Consider the following 25,598-nt stretch of genomic DNA (forward strand, 5'->3'; position numbering starts at 1 on the left):
AAAAATAATGAAAGTGAGTTTTATTGGTTTGGGGGTAATGGGCTTCCCCATGGCAGGGCATTTGCAATCCAAGGGGTTTGACGTGTGTGCGTATAACCGCACCACCAGTAAGGCCGAAAGCTGGCACAGTCAGTACGGTGGTCGTATAGCTACCACGCCTCGTGCAGCTGCAGAGGGCGCTGAACTGGTCTTCTTATGTGTCGGCAATGATGATGATGTACGTCAGGTGGTGTATGGCGAGTCTGGCATTCTCGCTGGTACCAGTGCAGGTTGTCTGGTGGTCGATCATACCACCGCGTCGGCCGAACTTGCCCGCGAACTTGCTGAGGCCTGTAAAGCACAGCGTGCAGCGTTTCTGGATGCGCCGGTTTCAGGTGGCCAGGCGGGTGCGGAAAATGGTCAGCTGACTGTCATGGCCGGCGGCGAAGAGAGCGACTTTGCCCGGGCACAGCCGGTAATGGATGCCTATGCCCGTCACAGTCAGCTGATTGGTGGTCATGGCAGCGGCCAACTGGCCAAAATGATGAATCAGATTTGTATTGCTGGTATTGTTCAGGGGCTTGCCGAAGCCCTGCACTTTGGTGAGCAGGCCGGCCTTGATTGTGGCACCGTCATTGACGTTATCAGCAAAGGCGCTGCACAGTCGTGGCAGATGGAGAATCGTGCGACAACCATGATTAAAAGCGAATATGAGTTTGGCTTTGCGGTTGACTGGATGCGTAAGGACCTGGCGATAGCCCTGGATGAAGCCCGCAAGAACGGTTCAACGCTGGCGCTGACCGCGCTGGTTGACCAGTACTATGCTGACGTGCAAAAAAGTGGCGGTGGTCGCTGGGATACGTCGAGCTTATTAACCCGTTTACATCAGGATTAAGGCGGGGTTACTGGGTTAGCGGCGCTGGCGTTAGTCGCTGCCTTTAATACCTCATTAATTTGCGGGTATTTCTTTTGTAATCTGGCAAAGCGCTGCTGGTTGGTTTCAGACAGTTCACTGTACTGGATCTGCCGTACCAAATCATTCAGCAATACGCTTCGGTAGCTACTTTGCTGTTCAACCAGCAGCGTTTGCAACATGTTCAGCGCAATGGCCGGCAGCGCAGGGCGCAGTTGCAGGGCATGGTAGAACGCGGCGAGTGCTTCCTGATAAGCTGCTTTAACAAACAGTTGCTGGCCTTGTTCGTTAAATACATCGGCACGACTGTGTGCCAGTCCTGACTCTTTTTCAGCATCAATCAACCGGCTCTGCAGCGTTTGCTGTTCTGCCGGCATGTCACCCAACTCACTTTTTACTGTGGCCATATCAAGTAAAAACAATGCCTGGGTTTCATTGCCCAGCGCACTGAACACTCTGGCTGCCATAATTAACGTGTTGGCAGAACTGCGATTAAATACCTGCATATGTTCGCGTTGAGTGAGGCTCCTGGCTTTGTCACCCTGGTCTTCCAGCACATAGCTGTAAGCCAGCAGATAATCATGTCGCTGTATCACCAGCGAATCGCCCTGGCTACGAGCCGCTACACCGGCCAGTTTTCTGGCCTGAGTGAGACTCTCGCCGCGGTTATTCATCGGGCTGTTTTGGGCAATACTCAGATAAAACTCTGCCAGTTCGAAGGTAAACTCATCGAAACGCTCTTTGGTAGAGCGGTTGTACTCACGTTTTTTTTGTAGTAAGTCGATGCTTTCTACCACCCGGTTTTGTTTCTGGTAGGTCATGGATTTCAGTCGGGTGGCCGGCAAGCTAAGTTCGCTGTCCTGAATATGATCCAGATAGTATTCGGTTCTCTCATAGGCCGCCTGTTCGAAAGACAAACAGGCCAGCCATTCAAAGGCCTTATCGCGTGTCAGCAGGGTATCGAGCATGGCATCGAGTGATTCCTGGCAGTCGGGCCAGTTACCCATTAAAAACTGACATTTTAATTTGCCCCACTGGGCCCAAAGTACTTTATCGGATTGTTGTAATACCCGTTGATAAATAGCGAGCGCCGCTGAATACTGATGAACCTGAAGTAGCAGCCTGGCCTGAAGTTTTTCAAGATCGGAACGTAGTCTGGCTGACAAGGGCGTCTGAAGTTGCTGTTGAACCTGATTAATAGCCCGGTCGCAGTAACCATCATCCAGGTACATTAGTGCTTTATTCGCTTGCTCGCGATATTCAAGGTAATGATTGAGCCCGCGTTGCAGTGAGTTAATAGTATAGGGTTTGAGTAGCAGCAGGTCAGGGTGAATATCAATAATCTGGCCGATGGTCTGAGGCATTCTGTCGGCGGTGAGAAAAATGATGCCGGTACTTGGGCGGATAAACTCGGCTTGCCGCAGGGCTTGCACCCATTCAACACCGTTGCGACGCTGACCGAGATGAAAATCAAAAATTAAAAGTTCGAAATGCCCCTTGCGCAGCACATTTTTTAACTCACTGCCGGTGCTAAAGCTTGCCACCTCGAAATTACCCATGGCAATTAAATGGCTACGAATGGTGGCCCGGGCTGTCGCATTATCCTCGATAATCGCGACTCTGATTTTTTGCACCATTCATCTACCGCTGTTCGTCAGTGTTACCTGACTTAAGCATATCAGCAGGGACCTAAAATAAAAGCGTAAATTCGATAATAGGTATGGGTAAAGGTAATGATGTCACAATTTATTTACATTGTTAACGCACCTTTCACGCTTGCTTACGTTTACGTAAACGGAGTCATGCTATAGCGTTAGGAGAAAACTAACGACAGAGAATAAACGGTCATGCAAAACGTTAAACTTTTAATCGACGGCGAATTCAAAACTTCCGCTAGTCAACAGACGATTGATGTCACCAATCCTGCCAGTGGCGAAGTGATCGCCAGAGTACCGGATGCATTAGCAGAAGAGACCGAGCAAGCAGTTGCCGCGGCCAAAAAGGCCTTTAACTATTGGAAAAATGTGCCGGTTACCGAGCGGGCACGGGTGATGATGAGCTATCAGGCGCTCCTGAAGCGCGAACAGGAACGCATCGCTAAAGTACTGGCCCGAGAAACCGGCAAAGTGTTTGAGGATGCCATGGGGGATGTCTGGCGCGGAATTGAAGTCGTCGAACAGGCCATGAATGCGCCCAGCATGATGATGGGGGAAACGGTGGAAAACGTCGCCAGGGGCATCGATACGTACAGTGTTATTCAGCCTTTAGGGGTATGTCTGGGCATTACGCCGTTTAATTTTCCGGCTATGATCCCGTTATGGATGTTCCCGCTTGCGGTAGTGTGTGGTAACACCTTTGTGCTTAAACCTTCCGAACAGGATCCGCAAACGCCAGTATTACTGGCTGAATTATTTATGGAAGCCGGCGCGCCGGCCGGTGTGCTGAATGTGGTTCACGGTGGCCGTGAGCGGGTTGACCAATTGCTTAATCACCCGGATATCGCAGCGGTTTCTTTTGTTGGCTCAGTACCGGTAGGTAAACACGTTTATCAGACCGCCACGGCCAATATGAAACGGGCCCAGTGTTTTGCCGGTGCTAAGAACCATACCGTAGTCATGCCTGACGCGAATAAGCAGCATGTGATCAATAATCTGGTTGGCGCTTCAGTAGGCGCTGCCGGACAACGCTGTATGGCTATTTCGGTAGCGGTGTTTGTCGGCGATGCAAAACAGTGGATTGACGAACTGGCCAGTGCCATAGCCGAAGTCAAACCCGGTGTGTGGGATGATAAAGAAGCTGGTTTCGGCCCGCTTATCAGTGCTGCTGCCAAAGAGCGTGTGTTGGCACTTATTCAGTCTGGTAAAGATGAGGGCGCTACCTGCCTGGTGGATGGCTCAGACACCTCTGTTGAAGGTTATGAGCAAGGCCACTGGATTGGCCCTACGGTATTTAGTGATGTGACTACCAGCATGCGCATTTATCAGGAAGAGATTTTTGGCCCGGTGTTGTGCTGCTTGTGTGTGGATTCTCTGGATGAAGCGCTGGCTATTGTTAACGACAACCCTTACGGTAACGGTACGTCCATTTTTACCGCCAGTGGTGCCGCCGCCCGTAAATATCAGTCTGAAGTCAGCGTTGGTCAGGTGGGGATTAATGTACCTATTCCCGTACCTCTGCCATTCTTCTCGTTTACCGGCTGGAAAAACTCCTTCTTTGGCGATCTGCATGCTTATGGCAAGCAGGCCGTCCGCTTTTATACCGAAACCAAAACCATTACTTCGCGCTGGCCTGAAGACAGTATTCCGGCTGGCCCGAACCTGACGATTAATTTACGCTAGGGAGACAGTCGGTGGATTTTAATCTAAACGAAGACCAACAGGCGTTTGCAGATGTGGCAGCACAGTTTGCCCGACAGGCATTGGCGCCATTCGCTGCGCAGTGGGATAAAGACCACACCTTTCCGGTAGACACCTTACGTCAGGCCGGTGAACTGGGATTCTGTGGGCTATATACTCCTCAAGCAGACGGCGGGCTGGGACTAAGTCGCCTGGATGCATCGATTATTTTTGAACAGCTTGCTATGGGCTGCACGGCCACCACGGCTATGTTAACCATTCATAATATGGCGACCTGGATGCTGGCGTCTTACGGCCAGGAAATGGTGAAAGAAGCCTGGTTAGCAGACCTCGTAAGTGGTAATAAGCTGGCTTCCTATTGTTTAACTGAACCGGGGGCCGGCTCAGATGCAGCCAGCTTGACCACCAAAGCAGAGCGGCAGGGTGACCATTACCTGCTCAACGGCAGTAAGGTTTTTATATCCGGAGCAGGTAGTACCGATTTACTCATTGTGATGGCCCGAACTGCCAATAATGGTGCTAAGGGGATTTCGGCGTTCGCAGTACCGGCTGACGCTGTGGGGATCAGCTACGGTAAGCCGGAAGAAAAAATGGGCTGGAATGCTCAGCCCACGCGCATGATCACGTTTGACAAGGTAACCATTCCGGCCAGTCATCTGCTGGGTGAGGAAGGACAGGGATTTACCCTCGCTATGAAGGGACTGGATGGCGGCCGTATTAATATCGCAACCTGTTCTATCGGTACGGCGCAACAGGCGTTAAACACAGCGCGCGACTACATGCATGAACGTCAACAGTTTGGTAAGCCGTTGGCAGCCTTCCAGGCGTTGCAGTTTAAACTGGCGGATATGGCCACTGAACTGGTTGCAGCACGACAACTAGTACGGCTGGCTGCATTCAAACTCGATGAGCAGGATCACCAGGCTACCGCATATTGTGCAATGGCAAAACGCTTTGCTACCGATGTAGGCTTTACTGTCTGTAATGATGCGCTGCAGATCCATGGCGGTTATGGATATATTAAAGAATATCCTCTTGAGCGCCACGTGCGGGACGTTCGGGTTCATCAGATTCTCGAAGGCACCAACGAAATCATGCGCTTGATTATCAGTCGAAGTGTGCTGCAGGAAGGTAGCGAACTTGTTTAGGAGAAAACGGTGACAGAGAAACTTCAGAGCAATCTTATGCCAACCCGCTGTGGCCGCCAGATTGGCCACCTGCGGTTAAACAAGCCCCAGGCGCTTAACGCCCTGGATTTGGATATGGCCATGGCGATGCAACAACAACTGGATGCCTGGCGAACGGATGACTCCGTATTACTGGTGGTGATAAGCGGCAGCGGCCCCAAGGCGTTTTGTGCCGGTGGCGATATTGTCTCTATGTATCAGGCCATGCAGTCAGCGAGTCATCAGATCCCGGCGTTTATTGCCGAATTTTTTGCGACGGAATACCGCCTTGATTACACCATACACACCTACGAGAAACCCATCATTGCCTGGGGGGAAGGGATTGTTATGGGCGGTGGCATAGGGTTGCTGGCAGGTGCCAGTCACCGCTTGCTGACCGCCTCATCAAGACTCGCAATGCCTGAAATCACCATTGGCCTTTATCCTGATGTCGGGGCCAGTTATTTTCTGTCTCGCGCACCGGGTCAAACCGGGCTGTTTGCTGGTCTGACCGGGGCGTCGTTAAATGCTGGCGACGGGCTGTTTATCGGTTTAGGCGATTACATCATGGCCGATGAATTTTTGCCTGCGTTGCTACAAGCTTTGAGTGATACGCACTGGCAGAACGGGCAGGTTACGGCTCAGTTAGACCAACTGTGTGAGCGTTTCCAACTGTCGGCTGGTGAGCGCCCGCAGGCAAACCTGACTGTTCATCTCAGCCGCATCGACCAGGCGTTGCAGAACTGCCAAAGCGCCAGTGAGGCGGTAAAAGCTATTCAGGCCATGCCAACTGATGAGGACGAGTGGTTAAGTAAAGCGCAGCATTCTCTTAGTAAAGGCTCGCCCATTACCATGCATCTGGTCTGGCAACAAACCCGTCGGGGCAAGTCACTTTCACTGGCTGAATGTTTTGAAATGGAACTGATCATGTCCTGTCGCTGTGCCGAGTCCGGCGAATTTGCCGAAGGCGTCAGAGCGTTACTTATCGACAAAGATAAACAGCCAAAATGGCGGTTTACCGATGTAGACAGTGTCCCTGAGGACGTTGTTGAGCAGCATTTCACCAGCCCCTGGGAGCAATCCCCGCTAACTTTATCCGGAGAATAATCATGACACAAATTGCCTTTATCGGACTGGGTAACATGGGCAGGCCAATGGTTCGTAACCTGTTAAAGCATAAGCAGCATGTTACCGTGTTTGACCTGATGCCGGAAGCGGTCGAAGTACTGGTTGAAGCCGGTGCGCACAAGGCAGGATCGCCCCGGGAAGCAGTGGCTTCTGCCGACGTAGTCGTCACCATGTTACCGGCCGCTGCGCATGTTAAATCGCTGTATCTGGGCCAGGACGGGTTGCTGGCCCATGTCAGTAAAAGTGCGTTGCTAATCGACTGCAGTACTATTGATGCGCAAAGCGCGATAGCAGTGGGAGAGCAGGCAAAACAGGCCGGTATTGCCTTTATCGATGCACCGGTATCCGGTGGCGTGGGTGGTGCAGCCGCCGGCACGCTAACCTTTATTATGGGGGGTAGGGAAGCCGATGTAGACAGGGCAAAGCCGGTGCTGTCGATGATGGGCGCGAACCTGTTCCGAGCCGGTGATCTGGGGGCCGGGCAGATTGCCAAGGTCTGCAATAACATGTTGCTATCGGTGCTTATGGCGGGCACCTCCGAAGCGCTGCAACTGGCTATTGCCAATGGCCTCGATCCTAAGGTGATCTCGGACATTATGCTGCAAAGCTCGGGCTGCAACTGGACCCTGCAGAAATACAACCCTTGCCCCGGCGTGATGGACAACGTGCCGTCGAGCAATGACTATCAGGGGGGGTTTATGGTAAAACTGATGAATAAAGATCTCACCCTGGCCATGGATACCGCCGCCCAGGTTGGCGCGGCGACGCCGATGGCCTCTGCAGCGCAGGCGCTGTATCGGTTGCATCAGGGTCAGAAGGACAATGCTGATAAAGACTTCTCAAGTATCTTTAACCTGTTTGCCAGGGATTAAGCCTCGCTTCAGGCAGATGTAACAATAGCAGCCATTTGGCTGCTATTTTTTTAGCTTTACTGTGAGAAGCGGGTGAGGTGTTTAATCGCCCGACTGAGTAAATCGACGTTGAGCGGATCGTCACTGCGCATCTCATTACTGATATGCGTTATGTCGTAACTACCGTTACTCAGTACGTCGATACGCTGGTCGTTGTAGAACACCACGATTTTTTCACCAGAGGTACTGACTAACCAGTCACGCTTTGGTGATAACAAGTTCTGCCCGGTGGAGTAGAACTGTGAGGGCGCACTACAACCCAACGCACTGAGCAGGGTTGGCACGAGATCTTCAGTACTGGCCAGTTCACTGTTAACTGCTAAATTGGTATACAGCTTTCCTTTGGATTGCTGATAACCCGTTGCTACCATTACCAGTGTGTTGGTTAAATCGCTGCGCTGCAGCAAACGGGTGAGTGTGCCGCCGTCAGCAAATGCCACCACAATATTGGCCGAACCGCTTAACTGTTCATTGAAAGAAAGCTGAGTAAACTGTTCTTTAAGCTGTGAGTCTGAGCTGGTATACAGCTCAGTACTCAGGCCATAGGCATCACTTAAGCCAAACAATACCGGTTGGGTAGTTTTCAGGCTTTGCTGATACAGCTCCGGTACCCCGTACAATGTACTGGTGATTAAACCGCCCATACTGGTTGAGGTGGTAAAGTAATTGTCGATATGGCGCAGGTCAGCTTCTTTCATTGCCTGACTGATATCGGCCTCGTCAATTTGCACTAATAACAGTGCCCGTCTATCCGAATCCAGGGCACAATACACCGGATCTGACGGGTATTTAACCTGATGAATATCCGGGTCAAACTGCAATTGTTTACGCTGTTCATAGCGCTCGATATCCAGTAGCCCGTAGCGCGACATGGTGGTTTTTGCTGTGGCCGGGTAGGACAGCGGAAACATATTGTCCTGTTTAATAATCGGCTGATAAAGCTGGGCATCGGCCCATACGTGGATGGCATGGCCAGACACAAAACACACCACAAAAAAGCTCACGACCCGGCGGCCAATGCGGTAGTGCATTAAACGGTCGATACGTTTCCAAATGGCGTTAGCCAGGATCAACTGAAGTCCAAACCAGACCACAAACAACAGCAACAGATACAGAAACTGTTGCCAGCTAAACTGAAACAGCTGGGCTTCTGCTTCGTTTTTAATCAGGTACGCGGAGTTATGACTTAAATGAAAGCCCGTGCGGTTATACAGCAGGGCATCAAAAGCCATTAATGCCAGCCCGAGCGCTGATACAGCCGAGGCAATGGTTTTTATAAAGCGCTGGGAGACATCGAGGTAGCACAGCGGCAGGATAAAAATCACAAACGCAAAAAAGGTCAGAAAGCTGATGTGCCCGAACCAGTTGGCAAACAGGTAAAAGGTACCCAGTACCGTACCCGGCGCAGGCGAGGATATAACAAACACAGAGGCAATAATAATGGCAATGACAATATTCGCCAGTGCAAACCAGTGACCCCAGTTAACCAGTTTTGTTACCCGTTGACGCCGTGGGGATTCTGCTAAAATCATGGGGGTCAGGCCGTTCCTTTCACGCTTTTTACCAGCACGCTGGCAAATTGTTCAACCATCGCTTCGCGATTGCCAGGGGATACCCTATGCTCAAAAATATGAGAAATCACATTTCCCAGTACCATTAAAGAAAGATCACGACTTGCACCGTGTTTTTCTAGTACCATAATAACGTCGTTCATCAGACGTTCGAATTCAGCATCACTGTATCGGCTTTGTTGGGGCATTTTACGCCTCTTATCGTTAAATCGCTTGAAAAAGCAAAGTTTTTGGCAATAAAGCGATTATAATCGTTGTGCATCTGATAACAATCATTCATTCAAAAAACTGCATCATTCAGCAACGAATTGGACACGGGTAATTCATGAGTATATTGATTCATCATTTTGTCGTGCATCAGCTTATCGTTAATAACGAAGGTAAAATGCAACTGATCCCCCGGGAAGGTTGCCTGCCGGTAACGCCGGCGCTGGAACAACTGGGCCAGCAATTACATCACACCTTTGTGAGTAAACCTGGCAAAGGGGTAGGACATTTTATTGAAGCAGAAAAGGACGATGCCAGCTTTTCTGAAGCATTGAATGGCTATATTGCCCATCACGAAGCTTCACCGTCTGACAGTGACAACGTCTTCGTACCCTTTACCAAAACGGCTGGTGATTTACTGCTGAAATCGCTTGTAGAGACTGGTCAGGTCGAAACCGGCTTTGTGTTATTTGTCCATTATGAGTACCTGGCCACCCAGTATTTACTGGTTACCCTGCTAAATACCAAGGCCCACGTGGAGATTAACCAACAACTGGAGCTCAACAGTCGTGAACATCTGGATTTGGCCAAAATGCAGTTGGCGGTGCGGATTGATTTAACCCAGTACCGCATTCAGCCGGAACAGCAGCGCTACGTTAGTTTTATAAAAGGGCGCATGGGGCGTAAGGTCTCTGACTTTTTCATGCAGTTCGTTGGCTGCGAGGAAAAGGTCGACGTGAAGCAGCAAAATAAACAGCTGATCAGCTCGGTAGAAACTTATCTGGCCAGTGAAGGGTTGGATGCCGAAGAGAAAACCGCCCATCGCACGGAAGTCTCCAACTATTTTAAACAACAGATAGACAGCGGTGATAGCATAAGAATAAGCGAACTGGCCGAAAAGTTACCCCGTGATGAAGATAACCAACGGGACTTTGCGCAGTTTACCCAGGGGTTGGAGACGCCCATTGAGCCGGAAGTCCAGCCAGACCCGGCGGCGATACGACAATTGGCTAAGTTTAGTGGTCAGGGGGGCGGTGTATCGTTGAGTTTTGACCGGAAATTACTGGGTGACCGTATTATCTATCACCCGGATTCTGACACGCTGACGATTAAAGGGATCCCGCCGAATTTAAAAGACCAGTTAAAACGCAACAGCTAAGTTTAGGGTAGCGGTACAGTCACTTTGCTATCGCTGGTATACTAAGTAGATTATTGGGCGACTCGCAGTCGGTGGGCCGTCAACCTGTTAAAGATTAATCGAGACACAATGCAATTATTTGTAAACGACCTCACCGTCATGGATTTCTCTTACCTGTGCCCGGAGCGTGGCATGGTCGGGGAGAGCTGGATTGTGGATGTGCTACTGGATGGCACATTAAATGAAGAAAGTATGATCCAGGACTTCGGCGTGGTGAAAAAGAACCTGAAACGCCTGATTGACGGATACATAGATCATAAGCTGCTGGTCCCGGCAGAGAGTGAGCAGGCTCACATCCGCCGTGATGAAGACTCAGAACAAGTGGAAGTCCGCTTTGATCTGGCTAATGAACAGGCGATTCAGATGTACTGCCCGGCAGAAGCTTACGCGTTTATTTATGCGCCGACGATTACCATGGCGTCTGTAAGCGAATATTTGCGTGAGGTGATTGCCACTCATTTGCCGGATAACGTGGATAACCTTACCATCAAGTTACGCACGGAAGTGATCAACACACCGTTTTATCACTATACCCATGGCCTTAAAAAGCACGATGGTAATTGCCAGCGTATCGCACACGGCCACCGCTCACGGGTGGATATCATCACCAATGGCAGTGAGGACCTGGAAAGCGAAGCCTATTGGGCTAAGCGCTGGGAAGATATCTATATCGCATCACGGGAAGATAAGATTAGTGCCGATGCTTTGCAATGTCAGCACCGGTTAGCCAGTTACGATGAGCACGTGTGTTTTGCCTACGAGGCAGCCCAGGGCTATTTTGAGATAGTTTTACCGGCATCAATCTGTGAAATCATCGAAACAGATTCAACTGTGGAGTGCCTGGCGCAGTTTATTTACACCCAGCAAAAAGAGCGTCTGCCGGATGATTCATGCTGCGTAATGGCATATGAAGGGGTTGGTAAGGGAGCCATGATAGGTGATTAAACTTAGCGGTTTGCTGCTTGGTCTGTTGTGCATTAGCAGTACTTTGCATGCCCTTGAATTACGCGGAAAGTTAACTCAGGGCAGTTTATTGCGCGGCGAACTTACGCCTGGTAGTGCAGTGTGGCTGAATGATGAGCCAGTTAACGTGTTGCCAGACGGTAAATTTGTGGTGGGCTTTGGCCGTGATGCGAAACTTACCCAGGCGTTGCGCTGGCAAACCCCGACGGGCGAAACGCAGACCCGAGATCTCACACTGGCCGCCCGGGAATACCCTACACAACACATAGAAGGTGTTCCGCAAGCCATGGTAACGCCGCCGAAAAGTGTCCTGGAACGCATTAAAGATGATAACTGGCGTGTGGCTAAGGCTCGTAAAACCAGTAGCACAAGAACGGATTTTGCCGTTGACTTTATCTGGCCGGCCGAGGGGCCAATCACCGGTGTTTACGGCAGTCAGCGGGTTTTTAACGGCGTGCCTAAACGCCCGCACTATGGTGTGGATGTTGGCGCACCCACCGGTACAGAGGTGATCGCACCGGCTGGTGGAAAAGTGACCCTGGCGCACCCTGATTTATATTATTCCGGTGGCACCATCATTATTGATCATGGCCTGGGCGTTAATTCGACGTTTCTGCACTTAAGCAAGCTTACAGTTGAGCCGGGTGAGATGGTGGAACAGGGCCAGAAAATCGGCGAGGTCGGCGCCACTGGCAGGGCAACCGGGCCCCACCTTGACTGGCGTATCAACTGGTTCAGTGAACGGCTGGATCCGGCATTACTGGTGCCAGCCCGCTAGCTTTCAGCAATGTGCTTGTTTACAGCCCCAGCCACGCCGCTGCTTTATCCTTATTAGTGATCTTCAGTACACAGCCTTGTTCACGAGCCGGCAATAGTGGCAGTGTCAGACTAATTAGCCGGCCGTCCCTGATGACACTAAGCCCTAACTGACTGTCACTGGTAATGCTGAGCAATCTTTGCAACAGTTTAACGGTTACTACATAGCCGTTGGCCGCGATAATCTTATCGTCGATCTGTAACCCGGCCTCACAGGCAGCTGAGTTTTCCTGCACTGACTGTATCACTATTCCGATCTCGGCATCTTTTATGACGGCACCAAAATCATAGCGGATTGCAGCTTGGCCGGTTGCCTCATCGCCACCTTTGTCCTGCAGGGAAAGTGGTATTTGCAGTGTCTGACCAACACCGATTGTTTCAAGTAAACTATCCAGCGCTACATCCTCTGTACCGTAGACTACAGCGTCGAGATAATCCTTTACATCTATCTTAAGTTTATCTCGGCATAAGAGCTCGATAACGTCGGCCGGGGTGCCTTGCTCATCACCGAATTCTGACCAAAGCAAAAGCATTAAGTCATCCAGATTGTAACGATTTTGGCTGCGCTGTCGTAGCAATAAGTCCAGCCCCAGTGCTACGATACCGCCCTTATTGTAATAGCTGACAATATGGTTAATCGAACCAGCGTCCTGCTTATAAAATTTGTTCCAGGCATAAAAGCTCGATTCGGCAATGCTTTGCTTAAACCGTCCGGCATTTTTGTACAGGCGGGTCAGGTTTTGCGCAACAATTTTGAAGTAGCGCTCTGGGGTGATAACACCCACGCGAGCCAGGGTGACATCGTCATAGAAGCTGGTGAAGCCTTCGTAAATCCACAACTGGTCGGTATAGGTTTCCTGACTAAGATCCGGTACTACCATGACATCGGGCTTGATTCGCTTAACATGCCAGGTATGGAATAATTCGTGGCTGCACAGGCTGATAAAGTTAATGTAGCTGTCGCTTAGTTCTTCCGGCTCACCCAGTAACGGTAGCTCGAATCGGGGAAATAGCAGTGCCGTTGAGCTGCGATGCTCCAAACCACCATAGCCCTCATTGGCGATTAATGTCATAAACAAATAATGTTTTATCGGGTAGGGCCGCCCAAATAAAGATAAGTGATGCTGGCAGACTTTCTCGAGATCTGCGCACAGGCGAGGGAGGTCGTACTCTGTGGTACCACTGAACATCAGCGTAAAGGTTACGCCATCCACTTCAAAGTCGGCACTGGTGCACTCACCCATAAAAATGGGGTGATCGATAAGTTCATCATAGTCTGCAGCGATAAATCGATTGTCCTCCAGGTGAGGCAATGTGGTCTCTATTTGCCAGTCCGGTTTGCTGACTGGGCAGTGGATTACCAGCTCGCAAGGCAGGCTTTCTTTTCCGGCAACGCCAACAAAGACGCTGGTGCCGTTACAAAAGGCATATTCATCGTTGATGTAGGCGCTGCGCACTGAAAGATCGAAGGCATACACCTGATAGGCTATTTCTACTGCCTCGCCGGCCGTCTTTAACTGCCATTGTTGTTTATCCAGTAAGGTAACTTCGATGGTCTTTCCTTCGCTGTTGGTCGCTGAAAAATTAACGATGTTGCGGGAAAAGTCGCGCACCATATAACTGCCCGGGATCCAACCAGGCAGGTTCAGCGTGAGGTGTTCACTATCTATAGCCGGGATTGATAAAGTGACATCAAACAAATGCTGGCTTACTGAGTTTACCGATAAAGAATACTGAAGGACGGGCGATTGTTGCGCCATGGGAGATACCTCTTCTTGCATCCCGTTGTAGCAAGGATGGACATGAATAGTTGTGAAATACTGAAAATGTGATTATATAGCTATAGTGATTGCGATTCAGTTTTAAATGATGCCTAAACAAAAAAAGATCCTGCTTAGTAGTTCTGATATCAATAGCTTACAGTCGCTTATACCTGGCAGTGTGGTGGATTTACAAATCTCTACACCCACCGCACCAAAGCGGGTAAAAACCAGCTATATTGGCGCCGATGTACCAAATTGCCTGTTATTTCAGGTTCCCAGTGAAACCCGCTGGGGCTATCTGCGCGATGTGCTGGTGCCAGACAATGAAGTGGTTTTACGCTACGTACTGGAAGGTGATGAAGGCAAGGTTATTGCTTTTCGTTCCCGGGTAATAAAAGTCATTACTCATCCGGTGCCCATCCTCTTTGTGGCTATGCCGGAATCGCTGCAAACCCTTGCGCTGCGCAAACACAAGCGCTGGACGCCAGGTATCCAGGCCAGTATGAGTGCCAGTGATGAAAAACAAACCCTAAGCACCGACTGCATGATTGTTGATGTGTCCTTTCAGGGGTGTCGTTGCGTATTGGAATCCAGTCCTGAATTCCCCATTCTTGAAAACGGTAAAACTATCCAGCTAAAAATTGCCGAAGACAAAGAAAACGTGATCAAAGGGATCATTAAAAACAGCAGTACCACACAAACGCGGGTGTTTTATGGCGTTCAATTTGCCGCCAATGCACAAATTGTTAAAAAATTGTTGGATCGTTTTATTGTTGAGCTTTAGGATAGGAGTTACGCTGGTTGTACCAGCGGCGGAAAGAGAGCATTAATGCAAACACAATCTGCCTCATTTCGTATCTGACAGGAAAACGGGGACAATTTGTATGCGTGACATTGAACGGCTATTTAACGAATATTCAGAAAGCCACATGAATCCAACCAACAAGATGATTCATAATCTGGCCGTGCCGGCCATCTACTTTTCAGTCATCGGGTTAGTCTGGTCTATACCAGTGCCTGGCTTTATTGACCAATTCGGGATTAACTTTTCGCATATTATTGCTGTCCCTGTACTGTATTACTATTTCCTGCTGTCTGGCCCTATTGGTGCAGCCATGACGTTACTGACCATTGCCTGCTTCCTCATCATTGAACAAATAGCTCAATCGGTGGTGCCGGTGTGGCAGGTGAGTGTCGGGGTGTTTGTGAGCATGTGGATTTTGCAGTTTATTGGTCATGCCATTGAAGGTAAGCGGCCGTCGTTTTTCACAGATTTGCGTTTTCTGCTGATTGGCCCTGCCTGGGTATGGGGTAGCTGGCTCAAACGTTTAAATATTAGCTATTAATTTCCCGGCAATGTGGCAATTACTACGCAAAGCCTGTACGGTCCGCATTGCCTGCTATCCTCAGGTATGACAATAGTGCGATAAATCGTAAATCAATTACGACTAAGTCATTATCCACCCTCATAAATACACGTATAATGCAGTAGATGATAAAACAATCTGGTACCTTTGTGCTGAAGTGGCAGCGACTATTTGAAAACAACGAACGTTTATTCTGGGTATTACATACCGCAGGGTGGGCGGGATTTGCTGTGGTTTATTATATTGGGTCGTTTTTGCATGAAGTTCGCCCGATTTTCCTGTTTATTATTATCCTCAATTCCTATGCCGGCTGGATTTTAACTATTCCACTGCGCTACGTTTATCGCTGGGCACGAAATCAGGGTGCAGTTAAATTACTGCTCACCGTTCTGGCGGCTTCCTACGCGGTAGCGCTGCTGTGGGCCGTGGTGAAGAATGTAAACTACTGGGAAATTTATAAGCACGGCTTCAGGCCCGATGCCTGGTATATGTATTTCAGCAATACCATCGACTCAATGATCATGATTGGTTGTTGGAGCGGTTTGTATTTCGGTATTAAAAACTTTGAAATGCTGCAACGGGAAAAACAAAATGCACTGAAAGCCAGCACTATGGCTCATCAGGCACATCTTAAAATGTTGCGTTATCAGTTAAATCCTCATTTCCTGTTTAATACACTGAATGCCATTTCTACCCTTATTCTGATGAAGAATAACGATACGGCCGAAGCCATGGTATCAAGGCTCAGTGATTTCCTCCGCTATTCGCTCGATAACGACCCGATCAAAAAGGTGGCTTTAGGTCAGGAAATCAAAGCATTACGGTTGTATTTAGAGATTGAAAAAGTGCGTTTCGGCGAACGACTGGAAGTGGTTTGGAATATCGAAGAAGATTGCGAAAATGCTATGGTTCCAAGTATGATACTGCAACCAATCGTTGAAAATGCCATCAAGCATGCGATCTCTAAGCTTGAACATGCAGGCAAGCTCACCATTGATGCACGCAGATTTGGTAACGATTTGCTCCTTGATGTTGCCGATAACGGGCCGGGGGCAGATATTCTGGATGGTCAGTTAAGCCGCACCGGTGGCGTGGGTTTGCCCAATATAAAAGAACGCCTGCACGCTTTGTATAATCGGAATTTTGCTTTTACGGTTGAACACAATCAGCCGCAGGGAGTACGCGTTAGTGTTCGTATTCCTTATGATGTAAAGGATAGTTAAATGAGTCAGCAAAAAATTAAAACCCTGATCGTCGATGATGAGCCTTTAGCCCGCAGTGGCCTGCGCTTGCGGCTGGAAAAGTTTGACGATGTAGAAGTGGTTGCTGAATGCCAGAATGGTCTGGACGCAGTCAGTATGATTTCTCAGCACCGACCGGATTTGGTTTTCCTCGACATTCAAATGCCCGGGCTAAACGGTTTTCAGGTAATCAATAAGCTCAAAGAGCTGAAACAGCCAATTCCAATGATTATCTTTGTTACCGCCTACGACAGCTACGCTATTAAAGCATTTGATGTTCACGCACTCGATTATTTACTTAAACCGGCCGATGATGAGCGTTTGCGTGCCGCCATTAAGAAAGTTCGGGAATATTTTGCCACCCAGAACCAGGATGAGCAGTCCAGAAAGCTGGTTAACCTTGTCGCTGAGTTAACTGGCGACGATTGCGAAGAAATTTTACGTAAGCTTGCCAGCGGCGAAGCGGTAGAAACCAATCCTTATCCTGACGTACTGGCGATTAAAGATGGCTCAGAAGTCACTCGGGTAAATGTATCCGATATTCAGTGGATTGATGCGGCAGGTGATTACATGTGCGTGCACGCCCTGGACGGTATGCATATCATGCGTAAAACCATGAAAGAACTGGAACAGGAATTAAACCCGCAATTGTTTGTGCGTGTTCACCGTTCAGCTATCGCTAATATTCGTTATGTGAAAAAACTGGTGAGTCACATAAGCGGTGAGTATCACCTTATCCTCAATAACGATACCGAGCTCAAAGTGAGTCGGAGTCACCGTGATAAGGTAAAAGCGGCTATGAAGATGTAAGCCCTAATGCATGGACTCCGGTAAGTGGCTGTCTTTAATGGTAGAGCTATGCCTTTAGAGGTCGGAGAGTGACCCAGCACCATGCTGAGTAATATAGATTTATACTGCTCAAGACGGCTTAGAGCGAATTGCGGACGGTCACTATACTTCTGACTTTTATTTATATTTCTTCAAAGCAGACATTAAGCTAACTCAGTTCTGCCCCAAAACAAGCTAGAAAATTTTGCTCAAAGGGCTAACGACACCGTTTGCGCCTTGCTGTAAAACATGAGTATAAATCTGAGTGGTTTTAACGTCTGAATGACCTAACTGAGCTTGCACAGTTCTTATATCAGCCCCACTTTGTAACAAGTGTGTAGCAAAAGAATGGCGAAAGGTATGAGGGGTTATAGGCTTAGTAATATTAGTCTGCTTAAGCGCCTTTTTTATCGCCTTTCTAACACAAGTATGATGAAAATGATGACGGCGTATATCGCCTGTCTCTAGATCTCCGCTTAATTTATAAGATGGGAATAAATATTGCCAAGCCAGTGACTTGTTGGCTGATGGGTATTTACGTGCTAACGCATTTGGCATCCAAACACCCGCATATTGATCATTTTGCAAATCCAACTTTAGATACTCTTCCACCTGCATGATTTGATTCCTAAGTAATGGGATCAACTCAGTCGCTAGTGTAACTATTCGATGCTTGTTGCCTTTTCCATTCCAGACTTGAATACATTTATAGTCAAAATCAATGTCCTTCGTCCTAAGTTGTACGGCTTCCATGACCCGCAAACCACTACCGTACATTAACCCTGCAATTAGGTAATATCGTTTGGATAAATGACTCATCAGTTGTTTTACTTCATCTGGCGTCATCACCACGGGTAATTTGGGCTGCTTTTTAGACCGAATAAAATCCAAATTTAACGAAAGTTCATTCTTAATGATGTGTTTGTATAGAAAGACTAATGCATTCAATGCAGTTGCTTGAGTCCGAGGTGATACATTACCTTTGAGTACAATATGATCCAGATAAGTTGTCACCTCATTATTTCCCATTGATGCAGGATGACGTTTATCATGAAAATGAATATAAGAACTTATCCATTTTAAATAGGTTTCAACGGTTCTAAGCGAATAATGCCGACTCAGCATGTAATCAGCAACAGCGTTCAAAAACGGCGAATGTGTTTTCATAAAATCCTTTTACCAAAATAACTGTTTATATATACAGTTGTAGTGTAGTTTCCCCCATATTCAAGAAAATGCGCAAATTGCGCACTTTTATCATGCTAAAAAAATTAACAACATTTATTTTTAATAACAGTGGCAACTAGTTATCAACTTTGTTAAAACTAATTCAATCAGGAAAGTGCGCGATTATAAATCAGAAATATGCGCGATTTGCGCACTATTAAATTGTTAGGTTTACGAAATTATGTCCAATGAGTTGAGTGAATATTCAAAAGAAATGTCAGCTCAAATATTGCGAGAGTATCCAGAATGGGAGGAGTATTCTGGCACAGATGAATATAATGGTGAGGTCTATTTCCTAATCGAGATAATGCCGCCTTCGAATAACGTGGAAAATCCATTGAGAGTGTATACGTATCAAGATGAGCTTACGGTTTCCTTTGATGCTTATCACGCTCACTTTTATGAATTTGTGGAAATTGACCCGGAGATGAAAGATGATGATGCATCTACTTTCATTAGAAAAATAGTAAGTGATTCACACGCAGTAGTAAGTTACTGGCACGATGATCAGTGGTGTGGGTCAACACTGCTTCCAAAAGAAGAGTTTCCTGTTGATAATGGCGAGTATCCATATGCAAATCTTATTAAGTTTAGGTCGTGGTCAGGGAAGTTAGACAAAGAAATTGAGTGTGAATGGAAAGAATAAACCTAACAATACAAATTCACTCGGACAAATTTCCGCAACGTTCATTTGTGCTATGAATAGCACAAGCCTCACATTGCTACAATTTGCCGGTGATTTGCGGCGCTGGGGGATCCCCTCATAATTCAGGCATCCCGGTAACGTGAACCCGCTGAATATATTGGGCTATGGCCCAGCGAATTTCAGAGATAGAAACCGGGTAGTCCCGCCACCGTTTCCGAACTTCCCGGCCCAATCTTATTAGTGATAGAACCGGCCGGTACCGGATAGTATTGGCCTGGAAGGCCCGCTGCCATTGATGCTTTTGAGCAATGATGCCAATCAACCGTAACAGCCACTCGGCAAGCATAGCAATGAGCAACAGCATATCGAAGCGTTTAGGGCAGCGTGTTCTGCTATGACGGAGCCCTAATCCGTACTGAGGACTTTTGATATCGCGGAAACTTTCTTCTATTTGCATTCGCTTAGCATAGAGGTTGACGAGCTTCTTTGAGGTCAGCGATTCGGCAGGAACATTGGTTGCCAGTAGCCAGGGCTCTTTGCTGCTATCACGATAATTTTGTTGTGCATTGTGATGACGGCCAGCTTTCGAAGAACGCTGGTCTTTACGACCTTTGGATTTAGCTTTATACAAATGTAGATAGGCATCAATAGGCCTTTTGCGCCCTAATTCCCCGAAGCCCAGGTAACGTGCTTTGGCGTTAGCAGAGGGATAAAATGACTTATTACTGAGCCATTTAGATTGGCCATGTTCACGAAAGCCGACTTCACCACGGACACGCCCAAGCCAGAACCAACCAAGTTTCTCCACTTCCCGGAACCAGGTGTTGCGATAACCGGCATCCGTCACTATCAGAGGGCAACAGCGCTCTGGCAGTATGGCAGCCAATTCTTGTAGAAAGGGGTTGTGGCTGACCGGTGAGTTATATTGGGAAAATGGAAATACTCGTTCATAGAGTATGACGGAGCGCCCCTCAAAACTCACTGAGGCACGCAAGGTTTGATGACGCATTTGTTCTCTTACATCAGACCAATCTATAAGAATTATCGGCATTGGGTTTGCCCCACACAGCAAACGTGCATGCCAGCAGTAAATATCCATCCGCTCCTGGTACAACGCATGGTTGCCCAGCAAACGGTCAATACGTTTAATATTGTGTTTAGCCGCAACTGGTCCGGAGATATTCCGGCCCAGTTCAGTCAGTGAGAGCTGCTGCCCGTCAAGCAAGGATTGCACAGCAATCATCAGAGAGGAAAGCCGTTTTTGATGTAAATTAGGGCATTGATTCTTAAGCAAATCATGTAAGATAGAGATATCACGCATGGTGTGTGGTTCTACTTGGTTTTTGGCGAAATGAATTAGATCAAATCGCGCCATGCGTGTCTATATTATTGAATCTGCTTTAATTTATGAGGGGATTCGTTAGTTTGCGGCGTTATGTGCCACAAGGAAAGTTATGGCTGATTCTTTAGATGTAGTATTTGAGTTTGTAGAACCTGCAATAGAAAAACTTGAGAAAAATGGCTCAGATAGCCTTTCTGAGCTGGAAACTACGATACTTTCAGTTTGGTTACTCGAAGCCGATGTGAATAATGGCGGCTTCAATCAATATTTTTGGAATTCATCAGGGAATTTCGCAAACCAAGTAGTAAGCTCACTTCATAAAATAGGAGCTGTAGAAACGGCTGGTATCGTAAAGGCCGCTTTAGCAAACTTTCCTAATTCAACCCCGCCGACAAATAGAAAAGAACGACAAAATACACTAGAGGCCTTGGAAGAGTCTGGTGCATTAAAACTTGATAGCTTAGATAGCGAGTTTTATGAATATCCTTGTGATTTAACTGAGTTAATGTATCAATATCTATTAAAACAAGGTGCGGTAGGTGGCACATAACAAAAAAATCATGTCGCCCGCCGGCGGGCTGGGACATAAACAGACAGGCGGCTTCGCCATTGTAGCCTGCCTGTTTGTGCCCCATATTTAGGTGTTATATTTCACGGAGATTTTAGTGGACGAAAGGGATGAGAAGGCACTTAGAGACATCGTAGAATTTGGATGTCATGTATTAACAGTCATGGAAGGTGATGGAGAGCCCTGCTTCAGCTATTCGATTGGAATCAACAAACAACAAAGTAAACCGGATTTAATTATTGTCGGTCTCAAGCTTGATTTAGCTCACTCTATTATTAATAACTATAAAAATCGCTTACTTGCAGGTGAAGTTTTTGAACCTGGTAAATACTATTCAGATTTTCTTGGTGGCTTTGATGTTTGCTTCATAAAAGTAGACAAATCACATTACGAAGAGTATTTGGGCTGGGGGCTGTGGCTACACGATGGTGATGAATTTGATATGTTACAAATGATATGGCCAACTACTGATGGTTTTTGGCCTTGGTTTGATGACAGATCAGAATATTATAGGTGGGCACAACCCATTTTAAATGAGACTGGTGCACTAAGTGAAATATAACAAAACGCTGTTGGCACTCCCTTCGGTCGTTGGGACGCATACACGGGGCCGCTTCGCGATTATATCCCCGTGCCTGCGCCCCAAAGCTTAGTGTTAGCTGCCAAGGATGATTACGTGACTCTGATTGCATTTCTCTGCATACTTATTTTTGTAATATGTACTGTGATGTATGGTATTGAATTGAGAAAAATCCGAACTTATTTAAAACAAAATCATGATGAAGTTTTTAAAAAATATAGCCTTGATGCTGCAAGTTTAATGCTAGGCACTGATGATGTAGATTGGAACTTTCAAAAGTTTATTTTAAACAAAAAATACGCTGAAATACCGGATGACAAATTAGTCCAGTTATGTAAAAACTGTCGCAATTTAGGTTTAACAACTTACACATCTGGTGTGGTTTTATTAATTATCTTTGTAGCTGCGGGTGTGGTTGGCAGCTAACAAAAAAATTAAGTTCGCCCGCTGCGCGGGCTGGGACGCAAACATGTGGGCTGCTCACTTCGTTCGGATTTTAGCCCACATGTCTGCGCCCCTTATTTAAAAGTTGGGCAGATCAGCCGTTTTAAGACAACAAACTATGCAAGGAGAATCAAATGCCGAATGTATGTTTTTTTAGTTTTACCGAGGCCGACCGAGGCGTTGTGTTGACTATTAAAGGTCGAGCCGTAAACCCCGACTACAAGAATCTCAATTTCCGAGTGAAAGATCTTTTAAAGCGGTGGAAAACGGAAGATGTTGCCACGATACGTCAAGCCATATCAAAAGCAATGAACGGAACGTCTCGTACAATAGTATTTGTTGGCGAAAAAACGCACCAGAGTCGATGGGTTCGTGAAGAGGTAGAGATGACTCTAGACAACAAAAAACCTGTCTACGCAATTCGGTTAAAAGATACCAACGGTGCCAAACCGAAAGTTCTCGAAGAGAACAATATCCAGCTATACAGCTGGAGCGAGGCAAAACTTCAGGACCTAGCGACACGGTAAAGGGATAGATGATGAAACCCTATTGCTTCGTGCTAATGCCCTTCGGGAGAAAATCTGATGAGAGTGGCCGCGTCGTTGAGTTTGATGCGATATATAATCAAATAATTGCTCCTGCAATAACGGATGCCAATTTAGAGCCGATCAGAGCGGACGAAGAGGTCATCGGTGGGATCATCCATAAACCGATGTTTGAGCGGCTTATGATGTGTGACTATGCGGTAGCAGACCTCACGACCGCTAACGCCAACGTATTTTATGAATTGGGGATAAGGCATGGTGTGCGACCATACAGCACGGTTCCGGTAGCCGGAAGTGGCATGCGTTTACCTTTTGATGTTTCACCTTTAAGAGCGATTCTCTATAACATCGATGAATACGGATTCCCAGAGAACCCCGAGGAGACCCGTCACGCGCTAGCTGAAAGGCTTGAGGCGTGTCGTGACCCTGCAGATGACAGCCCACTGTATCAACTGTTAACCGATGTGCCGAGACCGGACCTTCAAAGACTAAAAACAGATGCTTTCCGGGACATTGTAGAGTACTCAAAGACCATGAAAGAGCGGCTAAGGAGAGCCCGCGAAGAAGGTCGTTCTGCCGTTGAAAACATTGAGAGAGAAATTGATGTGGTGGACGCGGATCCCGCGATTGTTATCGATCTGTTTCTTTCTTACAGAGCAGTAAAAGATTGGCAGAGCATGGTTGATCTAGTTATTAAGATGTCCCCGCCCCTCAAGCAAACGATACTTGTGCAAGAGCAATTAGGTTTTGCACTGAACCGGCTTGGACGGCATGAAGATGCTGAGGGGGTGTTGGCAGAAGTGATTGAGTGTCATGGCCCCAGTAGTGAAACCAACGGAATTCTAGGTCGTGTATATAAAGACCGATGGTTGAAGGCTAGTGAGGAGCAGAACCCGGCTGCTCGTGGCTTCTTGAATAAGGCTATAGATGCTTATCTCCAAGGTTTTGAATCGGACTGGCGAGATGCATATCCAGGAATCAACGCGGTAACGCTCATGGAGTGTTCAGACCCTCCTGATCCCAGAAGAAATGAACTTATGCCTGTAGTTGCTTATGCAGTTAAAAGACGCCTGGCTAGTAAAAGGCCAGATTACTGGGATTACGCTACAGAGCTTGAAGTATCCGTTTTATCTGACAATGTCGAAGACGCGCAGTCCTCTTTAGGAATGGCCGTCGCATCAGTGCGCGAACAGTGGGAGCCGGAAACTACGGCAAACAATATCAGAATGATAAGGCAGGCGCGCGAAAACAGGGGCATTGAATGCGAGTGGATCAAGGATATCGAGTTAAAATTGATGCGGGCCAAACCTTAAGGCATCGACCTAGAGTGCTGCCCAATCGGGTAGCCGGAGGTATCTAGCCTCCAGCCCCCACAACACCCTGCATGCGGGTCCGCACAGGGCGTTTCATTTAGGATAGTGAAGCGCGATCCAACCATCACGTAGTGAATAAAGCCCTTCGGATTTTAAGTAATCAAGTGATAGCGCCTGATTGATCCCCGGAGATTTTGCGCTACGCCATGGCCCTTTGCTGGTGATACCACATGCAACTGCCGCTTGAACATGCACCCCTAACCTCATTAAGTTTCGGACCTTGGTGCGCGGCTTTCGCCACTGACGCCAGTAGGCCATTCTCACTCTGCGCCGGATCCAATGATCCAGTTCAACGCATCGCTGATATCCACTGGCGATACCAAAGTAATTTATCCAACCTCGTAAATATTGGCTGAGCTTAAAGAGTTGGTAATGCATCGACACGCCCCAGTTGCGGTTTGTTAACCGTCGAACCTGTTGTTTAAACTTCATCAGGGTCTTCGGGTGCCATTGGATGCGGCCTGCCTTGAAGGTGAATCCAAGGAATTTGCTTTCACTGGTCTTAACAACGTGGCTTTTGATTGTGTTAACAACCAATTTCAAACGGCTACTCAGGAATCTGCTGATACTGTTGAGCACGCGTTCACCCGAGCGGAGCGTCTTTACCAGTATGGTAAAGTCGTCTGCGTATCGGGCAAATTGGTGACCCCGTTTCTCTAGCTCTTTGTCCAACGGATCGAGCATGATGTTCGCCAGTAGAGGCGATAATGGCCCGCCCTGAGGGACACCTTCTCGACTATCACTGTAGAACTGGTTATCGATAACCCCAGCTCGTAAGTAGCGTTTAATCAATTTAAGCAATCGCTTGTCCTTCACTTTGTAGCCAAGGTAGGTCATGAGTAAATCGTGATTAACGCGGTCAAAGAACTTAGACAGATCAACATCAACGGCAAAACGGCGTCCCGTTTTGATGATGCTGTTTACCTGCTTCACTGCTTGTTGCCCATTTCGATGTGGCCTGAACCCAAAGCTATTGTCTGAGAAGGTTGGGTCGAAAATAGGCGTAAGGACTTGAGCAATCGCCTGCTGGATCACACGATCAACGATTGTTGGGATCCCTAATTGACGTTTTCCGCCATCAGGTTTGTCAATCTCAACGCGTTTCACCGGTGAAGGTTGGTATTGGCCTGAGCGAAGCTCAATCATAATACGTTTCCAGTTTCCGGCGTTTGCCCAAGCGGGGAAGTCATAAATGGTCATGCCATCAATGCCAGCAGCCCCTTTATTGGCTCGTACCTGTTTCCACGCCGCCACAGCATTGGAAGGCTGAAGAATAAGTTCGAGTAGATCTGCACTAAAGGCTGGCTGCTCGTCGGTACGCTGAGTCACGTCATTACCGGACGGCATTCGTGTGTTCAAGTCTGACAAGGCTCCTCCTTTGTTCTAAATGTTCGGGCCTTCACCGTGTCCCAACCATTACGCTGGGCATTTGGCTACTATGCCGTCTGCTGACTTCTGCTTTATCA

The 25,598-nt window shown here is 47.8% G+C and carries 25 protein-coding genes; 18 read left to right on the forward strand and 7 right to left on the reverse strand.

Annotated elements, in window-relative coordinates:
- Positions 1–7 precede the first annotated feature (7 nt).
- Positions 8–874 carry an NAD(P)-dependent oxidoreductase gene (locus AC2T0J_RS17930; RefSeq protein ID WP_489807126.1) on the forward strand — a complete coding sequence of 289 codons (867 nt, stop codon included), beginning with the start codon at positions 8–10 and terminating at the stop codon, positions 872–874.
- Here the strand turns inward: AC2T0J_RS17930 and AC2T0J_RS17935 are convergent.
- Complete coding sequence (locus tag AC2T0J_RS17935; RefSeq protein WP_489807127.1) at positions 871–2,529, reverse strand: response regulator; 1,659 nt, start codon at positions 2,527–2,529, stop codon at positions 871–873. The genes AC2T0J_RS17930 and AC2T0J_RS17935 overlap by 4 nt on opposite strands.
- A gap of 210 nt (positions 2,530–2,739) precedes the next feature.
- On the opposite strand from AC2T0J_RS17935, the gene AC2T0J_RS17940 reads away from it, so the two are divergent.
- The 4 genes from AC2T0J_RS17940 to mmsB are packed head-to-tail and all read left to right on the forward strand — an operon-like array spanning position 2,740 to position 7,414.
- Positions 2,740–4,230: a CoA-acylating methylmalonate-semialdehyde dehydrogenase gene (locus AC2T0J_RS17940; RefSeq protein ID WP_489807128.1), complete on the forward strand. Its 1,491-nt coding sequence runs from the start codon at positions 2,740–2,742 to the stop codon at positions 4,228–4,230.
- Between the two features lie 11 nt (positions 4,231–4,241).
- A complete protein-coding gene (locus AC2T0J_RS17945; protein ID WP_489807129.1) occupies positions 4,242–5,396 on the forward strand; it encodes an acyl-CoA dehydrogenase family protein in 1,155 nt (384 codons plus the stop codon).
- A gap of 9 nt (positions 5,397–5,405) precedes the next feature.
- Positions 5,406–6,521, forward strand: coding sequence for an enoyl-CoA hydratase/isomerase family protein (locus AC2T0J_RS17950; RefSeq protein WP_489807130.1), 1,116 nt, complete (start codon positions 5,406–5,408; stop codon positions 6,519–6,521).
- Positions 6,522–6,523: 2 nt separating this feature from the next.
- A complete protein-coding gene (gene mmsB / locus AC2T0J_RS17955) occupies positions 6,524–7,414 on the forward strand; it encodes a 3-hydroxyisobutyrate dehydrogenase (protein WP_489807131.1) in 891 nt (296 codons plus the stop codon).
- Positions 7,415–7,470: 56 nt separating this feature from the next.
- On the opposite strand, the gene AC2T0J_RS17960 is transcribed toward mmsB, so the two are convergent.
- Together AC2T0J_RS17960 and AC2T0J_RS17965 are read right to left on the reverse strand one after the other, a co-directional pair.
- Positions 7,471–8,985 (reverse strand): DUF3413 domain-containing protein, encoded by a 1,515-nt coding sequence (locus AC2T0J_RS17960; RefSeq protein WP_489807132.1) that lies wholly within the window; start codon positions 8,983–8,985, stop codon positions 7,471–7,473.
- A 5-nt stretch (positions 8,986–8,990) separates the two neighbouring features.
- Complete coding sequence (locus tag AC2T0J_RS17965) at positions 8,991–9,212, reverse strand: YejL family protein (protein ID WP_489807133.1); 222 nt, start codon at positions 9,210–9,212, stop codon at positions 8,991–8,993.
- Between the two features lie 137 nt (positions 9,213–9,349).
- Here AC2T0J_RS17965 and yejK point away from each other — a divergent pair, with 137 nt between their 5' ends.
- The 3 genes from yejK to AC2T0J_RS17980 all read left to right on the forward strand — a co-directional run bounded on the left by yejK (position 9,350) and on the right by AC2T0J_RS17980 (position 12,170).
- Positions 9,350–10,390, forward strand: a complete 1,041-nt coding sequence (yejK, locus tag AC2T0J_RS17970; protein ID WP_489807134.1) for a nucleoid-associated protein YejK — start codon at positions 9,350–9,352, stop codon at positions 10,388–10,390.
- A 108-nt stretch (positions 10,391–10,498) separates the two neighbouring features.
- On the forward strand, positions 10,499–11,374 hold the full coding sequence (locus tag AC2T0J_RS17975; protein ID WP_489807135.1) for a 6-carboxytetrahydropterin synthase: 876 nt from the start codon (positions 10,499–10,501) through the stop codon (positions 11,372–11,374).
- Positions 11,370–12,170: a M23 family metallopeptidase gene (locus AC2T0J_RS17980; RefSeq protein WP_489810364.1), complete on the forward strand. Its 801-nt coding sequence runs from the start codon at positions 11,370–11,372 to the stop codon at positions 12,168–12,170. Before AC2T0J_RS17975 ends, AC2T0J_RS17980 begins: the two co-directional genes overlap by 5 nt.
- A 19-nt stretch (positions 12,171–12,189) precedes the next feature.
- Here the strand turns inward: AC2T0J_RS17980 and AC2T0J_RS17985 are convergent, their stop codons facing one another.
- Positions 12,190–13,968: a M61 family metallopeptidase gene (locus tag AC2T0J_RS17985; RefSeq protein WP_489807136.1), complete on the reverse strand. Its 1,779-nt coding sequence runs from the start codon at positions 13,966–13,968 to the stop codon at positions 12,190–12,192.
- 106 nt (positions 13,969–14,074) lie between these two features.
- Here AC2T0J_RS17985 and AC2T0J_RS17990 point away from each other — a divergent pair, with 106 nt between their 5' ends.
- From AC2T0J_RS17990 to AC2T0J_RS18005, 4 genes are all read left to right on the forward strand, one after another.
- Positions 14,075–14,755 carry a flagellar brake domain-containing protein gene (locus AC2T0J_RS17990; RefSeq protein ID WP_489807137.1) on the forward strand — a complete coding sequence of 227 codons (681 nt, stop codon included), beginning with the start codon at positions 14,075–14,077 and terminating at the stop codon, positions 14,753–14,755.
- A 100-nt stretch (positions 14,756–14,855) separates the two neighbouring features.
- Complete coding sequence (locus AC2T0J_RS17995; protein WP_489807138.1) at positions 14,856–15,317, forward strand: Mpo1 family 2-hydroxy fatty acid dioxygenase; 462 nt, start codon at positions 14,856–14,858, stop codon at positions 15,315–15,317.
- A gap of 146 nt (positions 15,318–15,463) precedes the next feature.
- A complete protein-coding gene (locus AC2T0J_RS18000; protein WP_489807139.1) occupies positions 15,464–16,561 on the forward strand; it encodes a sensor histidine kinase in 1,098 nt (365 codons plus the stop codon).
- Entirely contained in the window at positions 16,562–17,389 is an 828-nt protein-coding gene (locus AC2T0J_RS18005) for a LytR/AlgR family response regulator transcription factor (RefSeq protein WP_489807140.1), read from the forward strand. It begins immediately after the preceding gene.
- 213 nt (positions 17,390–17,602) lie between these two features.
- On the opposite strand, the gene AC2T0J_RS18010 is transcribed toward AC2T0J_RS18005, so the two are convergent.
- On the reverse strand, positions 17,603–18,574 hold the full coding sequence (locus AC2T0J_RS18010) for an integron integrase (RefSeq protein ID WP_489807141.1): 972 nt from the start codon (positions 18,572–18,574) through the stop codon (positions 17,603–17,605).
- Between the two features lie 241 nt (positions 18,575–18,815).
- Between AC2T0J_RS18010 and AC2T0J_RS18015 the strand changes: the two genes are divergently transcribed.
- On the forward strand, positions 18,816–19,280 hold the full coding sequence (locus AC2T0J_RS18015; protein WP_489807142.1) for a hypothetical protein: 465 nt from the start codon (positions 18,816–18,818) through the stop codon (positions 19,278–19,280).
- A 115-nt stretch (positions 19,281–19,395) separates the two neighbouring features.
- Here AC2T0J_RS18015 and AC2T0J_RS18020 read toward each other — a convergent pair whose 3' ends face one another.
- Positions 19,396–20,601 carry an IS4 family transposase gene (locus AC2T0J_RS18020; RefSeq protein ID WP_489810324.1) on the reverse strand — a complete coding sequence of 402 codons (1,206 nt, stop codon included), beginning with the start codon at positions 20,599–20,601 and terminating at the stop codon, positions 19,396–19,398.
- Positions 20,602–20,734: 133 nt separating this feature from the next.
- Between AC2T0J_RS18020 and AC2T0J_RS18025 the strand changes: the two genes are divergently transcribed.
- From AC2T0J_RS18025 to AC2T0J_RS18045, 5 genes are all read left to right on the forward strand, one after another.
- Positions 20,735–21,172, forward strand: a complete 438-nt coding sequence (locus tag AC2T0J_RS18025) for a DMP19 family protein (protein ID WP_489807143.1) — start codon at positions 20,735–20,737, stop codon at positions 21,170–21,172.
- Between the two features lie 115 nt (positions 21,173–21,287).
- A complete protein-coding gene (locus tag AC2T0J_RS18030; protein WP_489807144.1) occupies positions 21,288–21,752 on the forward strand; it encodes a DUF4262 domain-containing protein in 465 nt (154 codons plus the stop codon).
- 114 nt (positions 21,753–21,866) lie between these two features.
- Positions 21,867–22,196: a hypothetical protein gene (locus tag AC2T0J_RS18035; RefSeq protein ID WP_489807145.1), complete on the forward strand. Its 330-nt coding sequence runs from the start codon at positions 21,867–21,869 to the stop codon at positions 22,194–22,196.
- A gap of 152 nt (positions 22,197–22,348) precedes the next feature.
- On the forward strand, positions 22,349–22,741 hold the full coding sequence (locus AC2T0J_RS18040; protein ID WP_489807146.1) for a TIR domain-containing protein: 393 nt from the start codon (positions 22,349–22,351) through the stop codon (positions 22,739–22,741).
- Positions 22,742–22,749: 8 nt separating this feature from the next.
- Positions 22,750–24,072 carry a TRAFs-binding domain-containing protein gene (locus AC2T0J_RS18045; protein WP_489807147.1) on the forward strand — a complete coding sequence of 441 codons (1,323 nt, stop codon included), beginning with the start codon at positions 22,750–22,752 and terminating at the stop codon, positions 24,070–24,072.
- Between the two features lie 93 nt (positions 24,073–24,165).
- Here AC2T0J_RS18045 and ltrA read toward each other — a convergent pair whose 3' ends face one another.
- Positions 24,166–25,500 carry a group II intron reverse transcriptase/maturase gene (gene ltrA, locus AC2T0J_RS18050; RefSeq protein WP_489807148.1) on the reverse strand — a complete coding sequence of 445 codons (1,335 nt, stop codon included), beginning with the start codon at positions 25,498–25,500 and terminating at the stop codon, positions 24,166–24,168.
- Positions 25,501–25,598 lie beyond the last annotated feature (98 nt).

The sequence above is a fragment of the Alteromonas sp. ISO5 genome, from assembly GCF_058105165.1.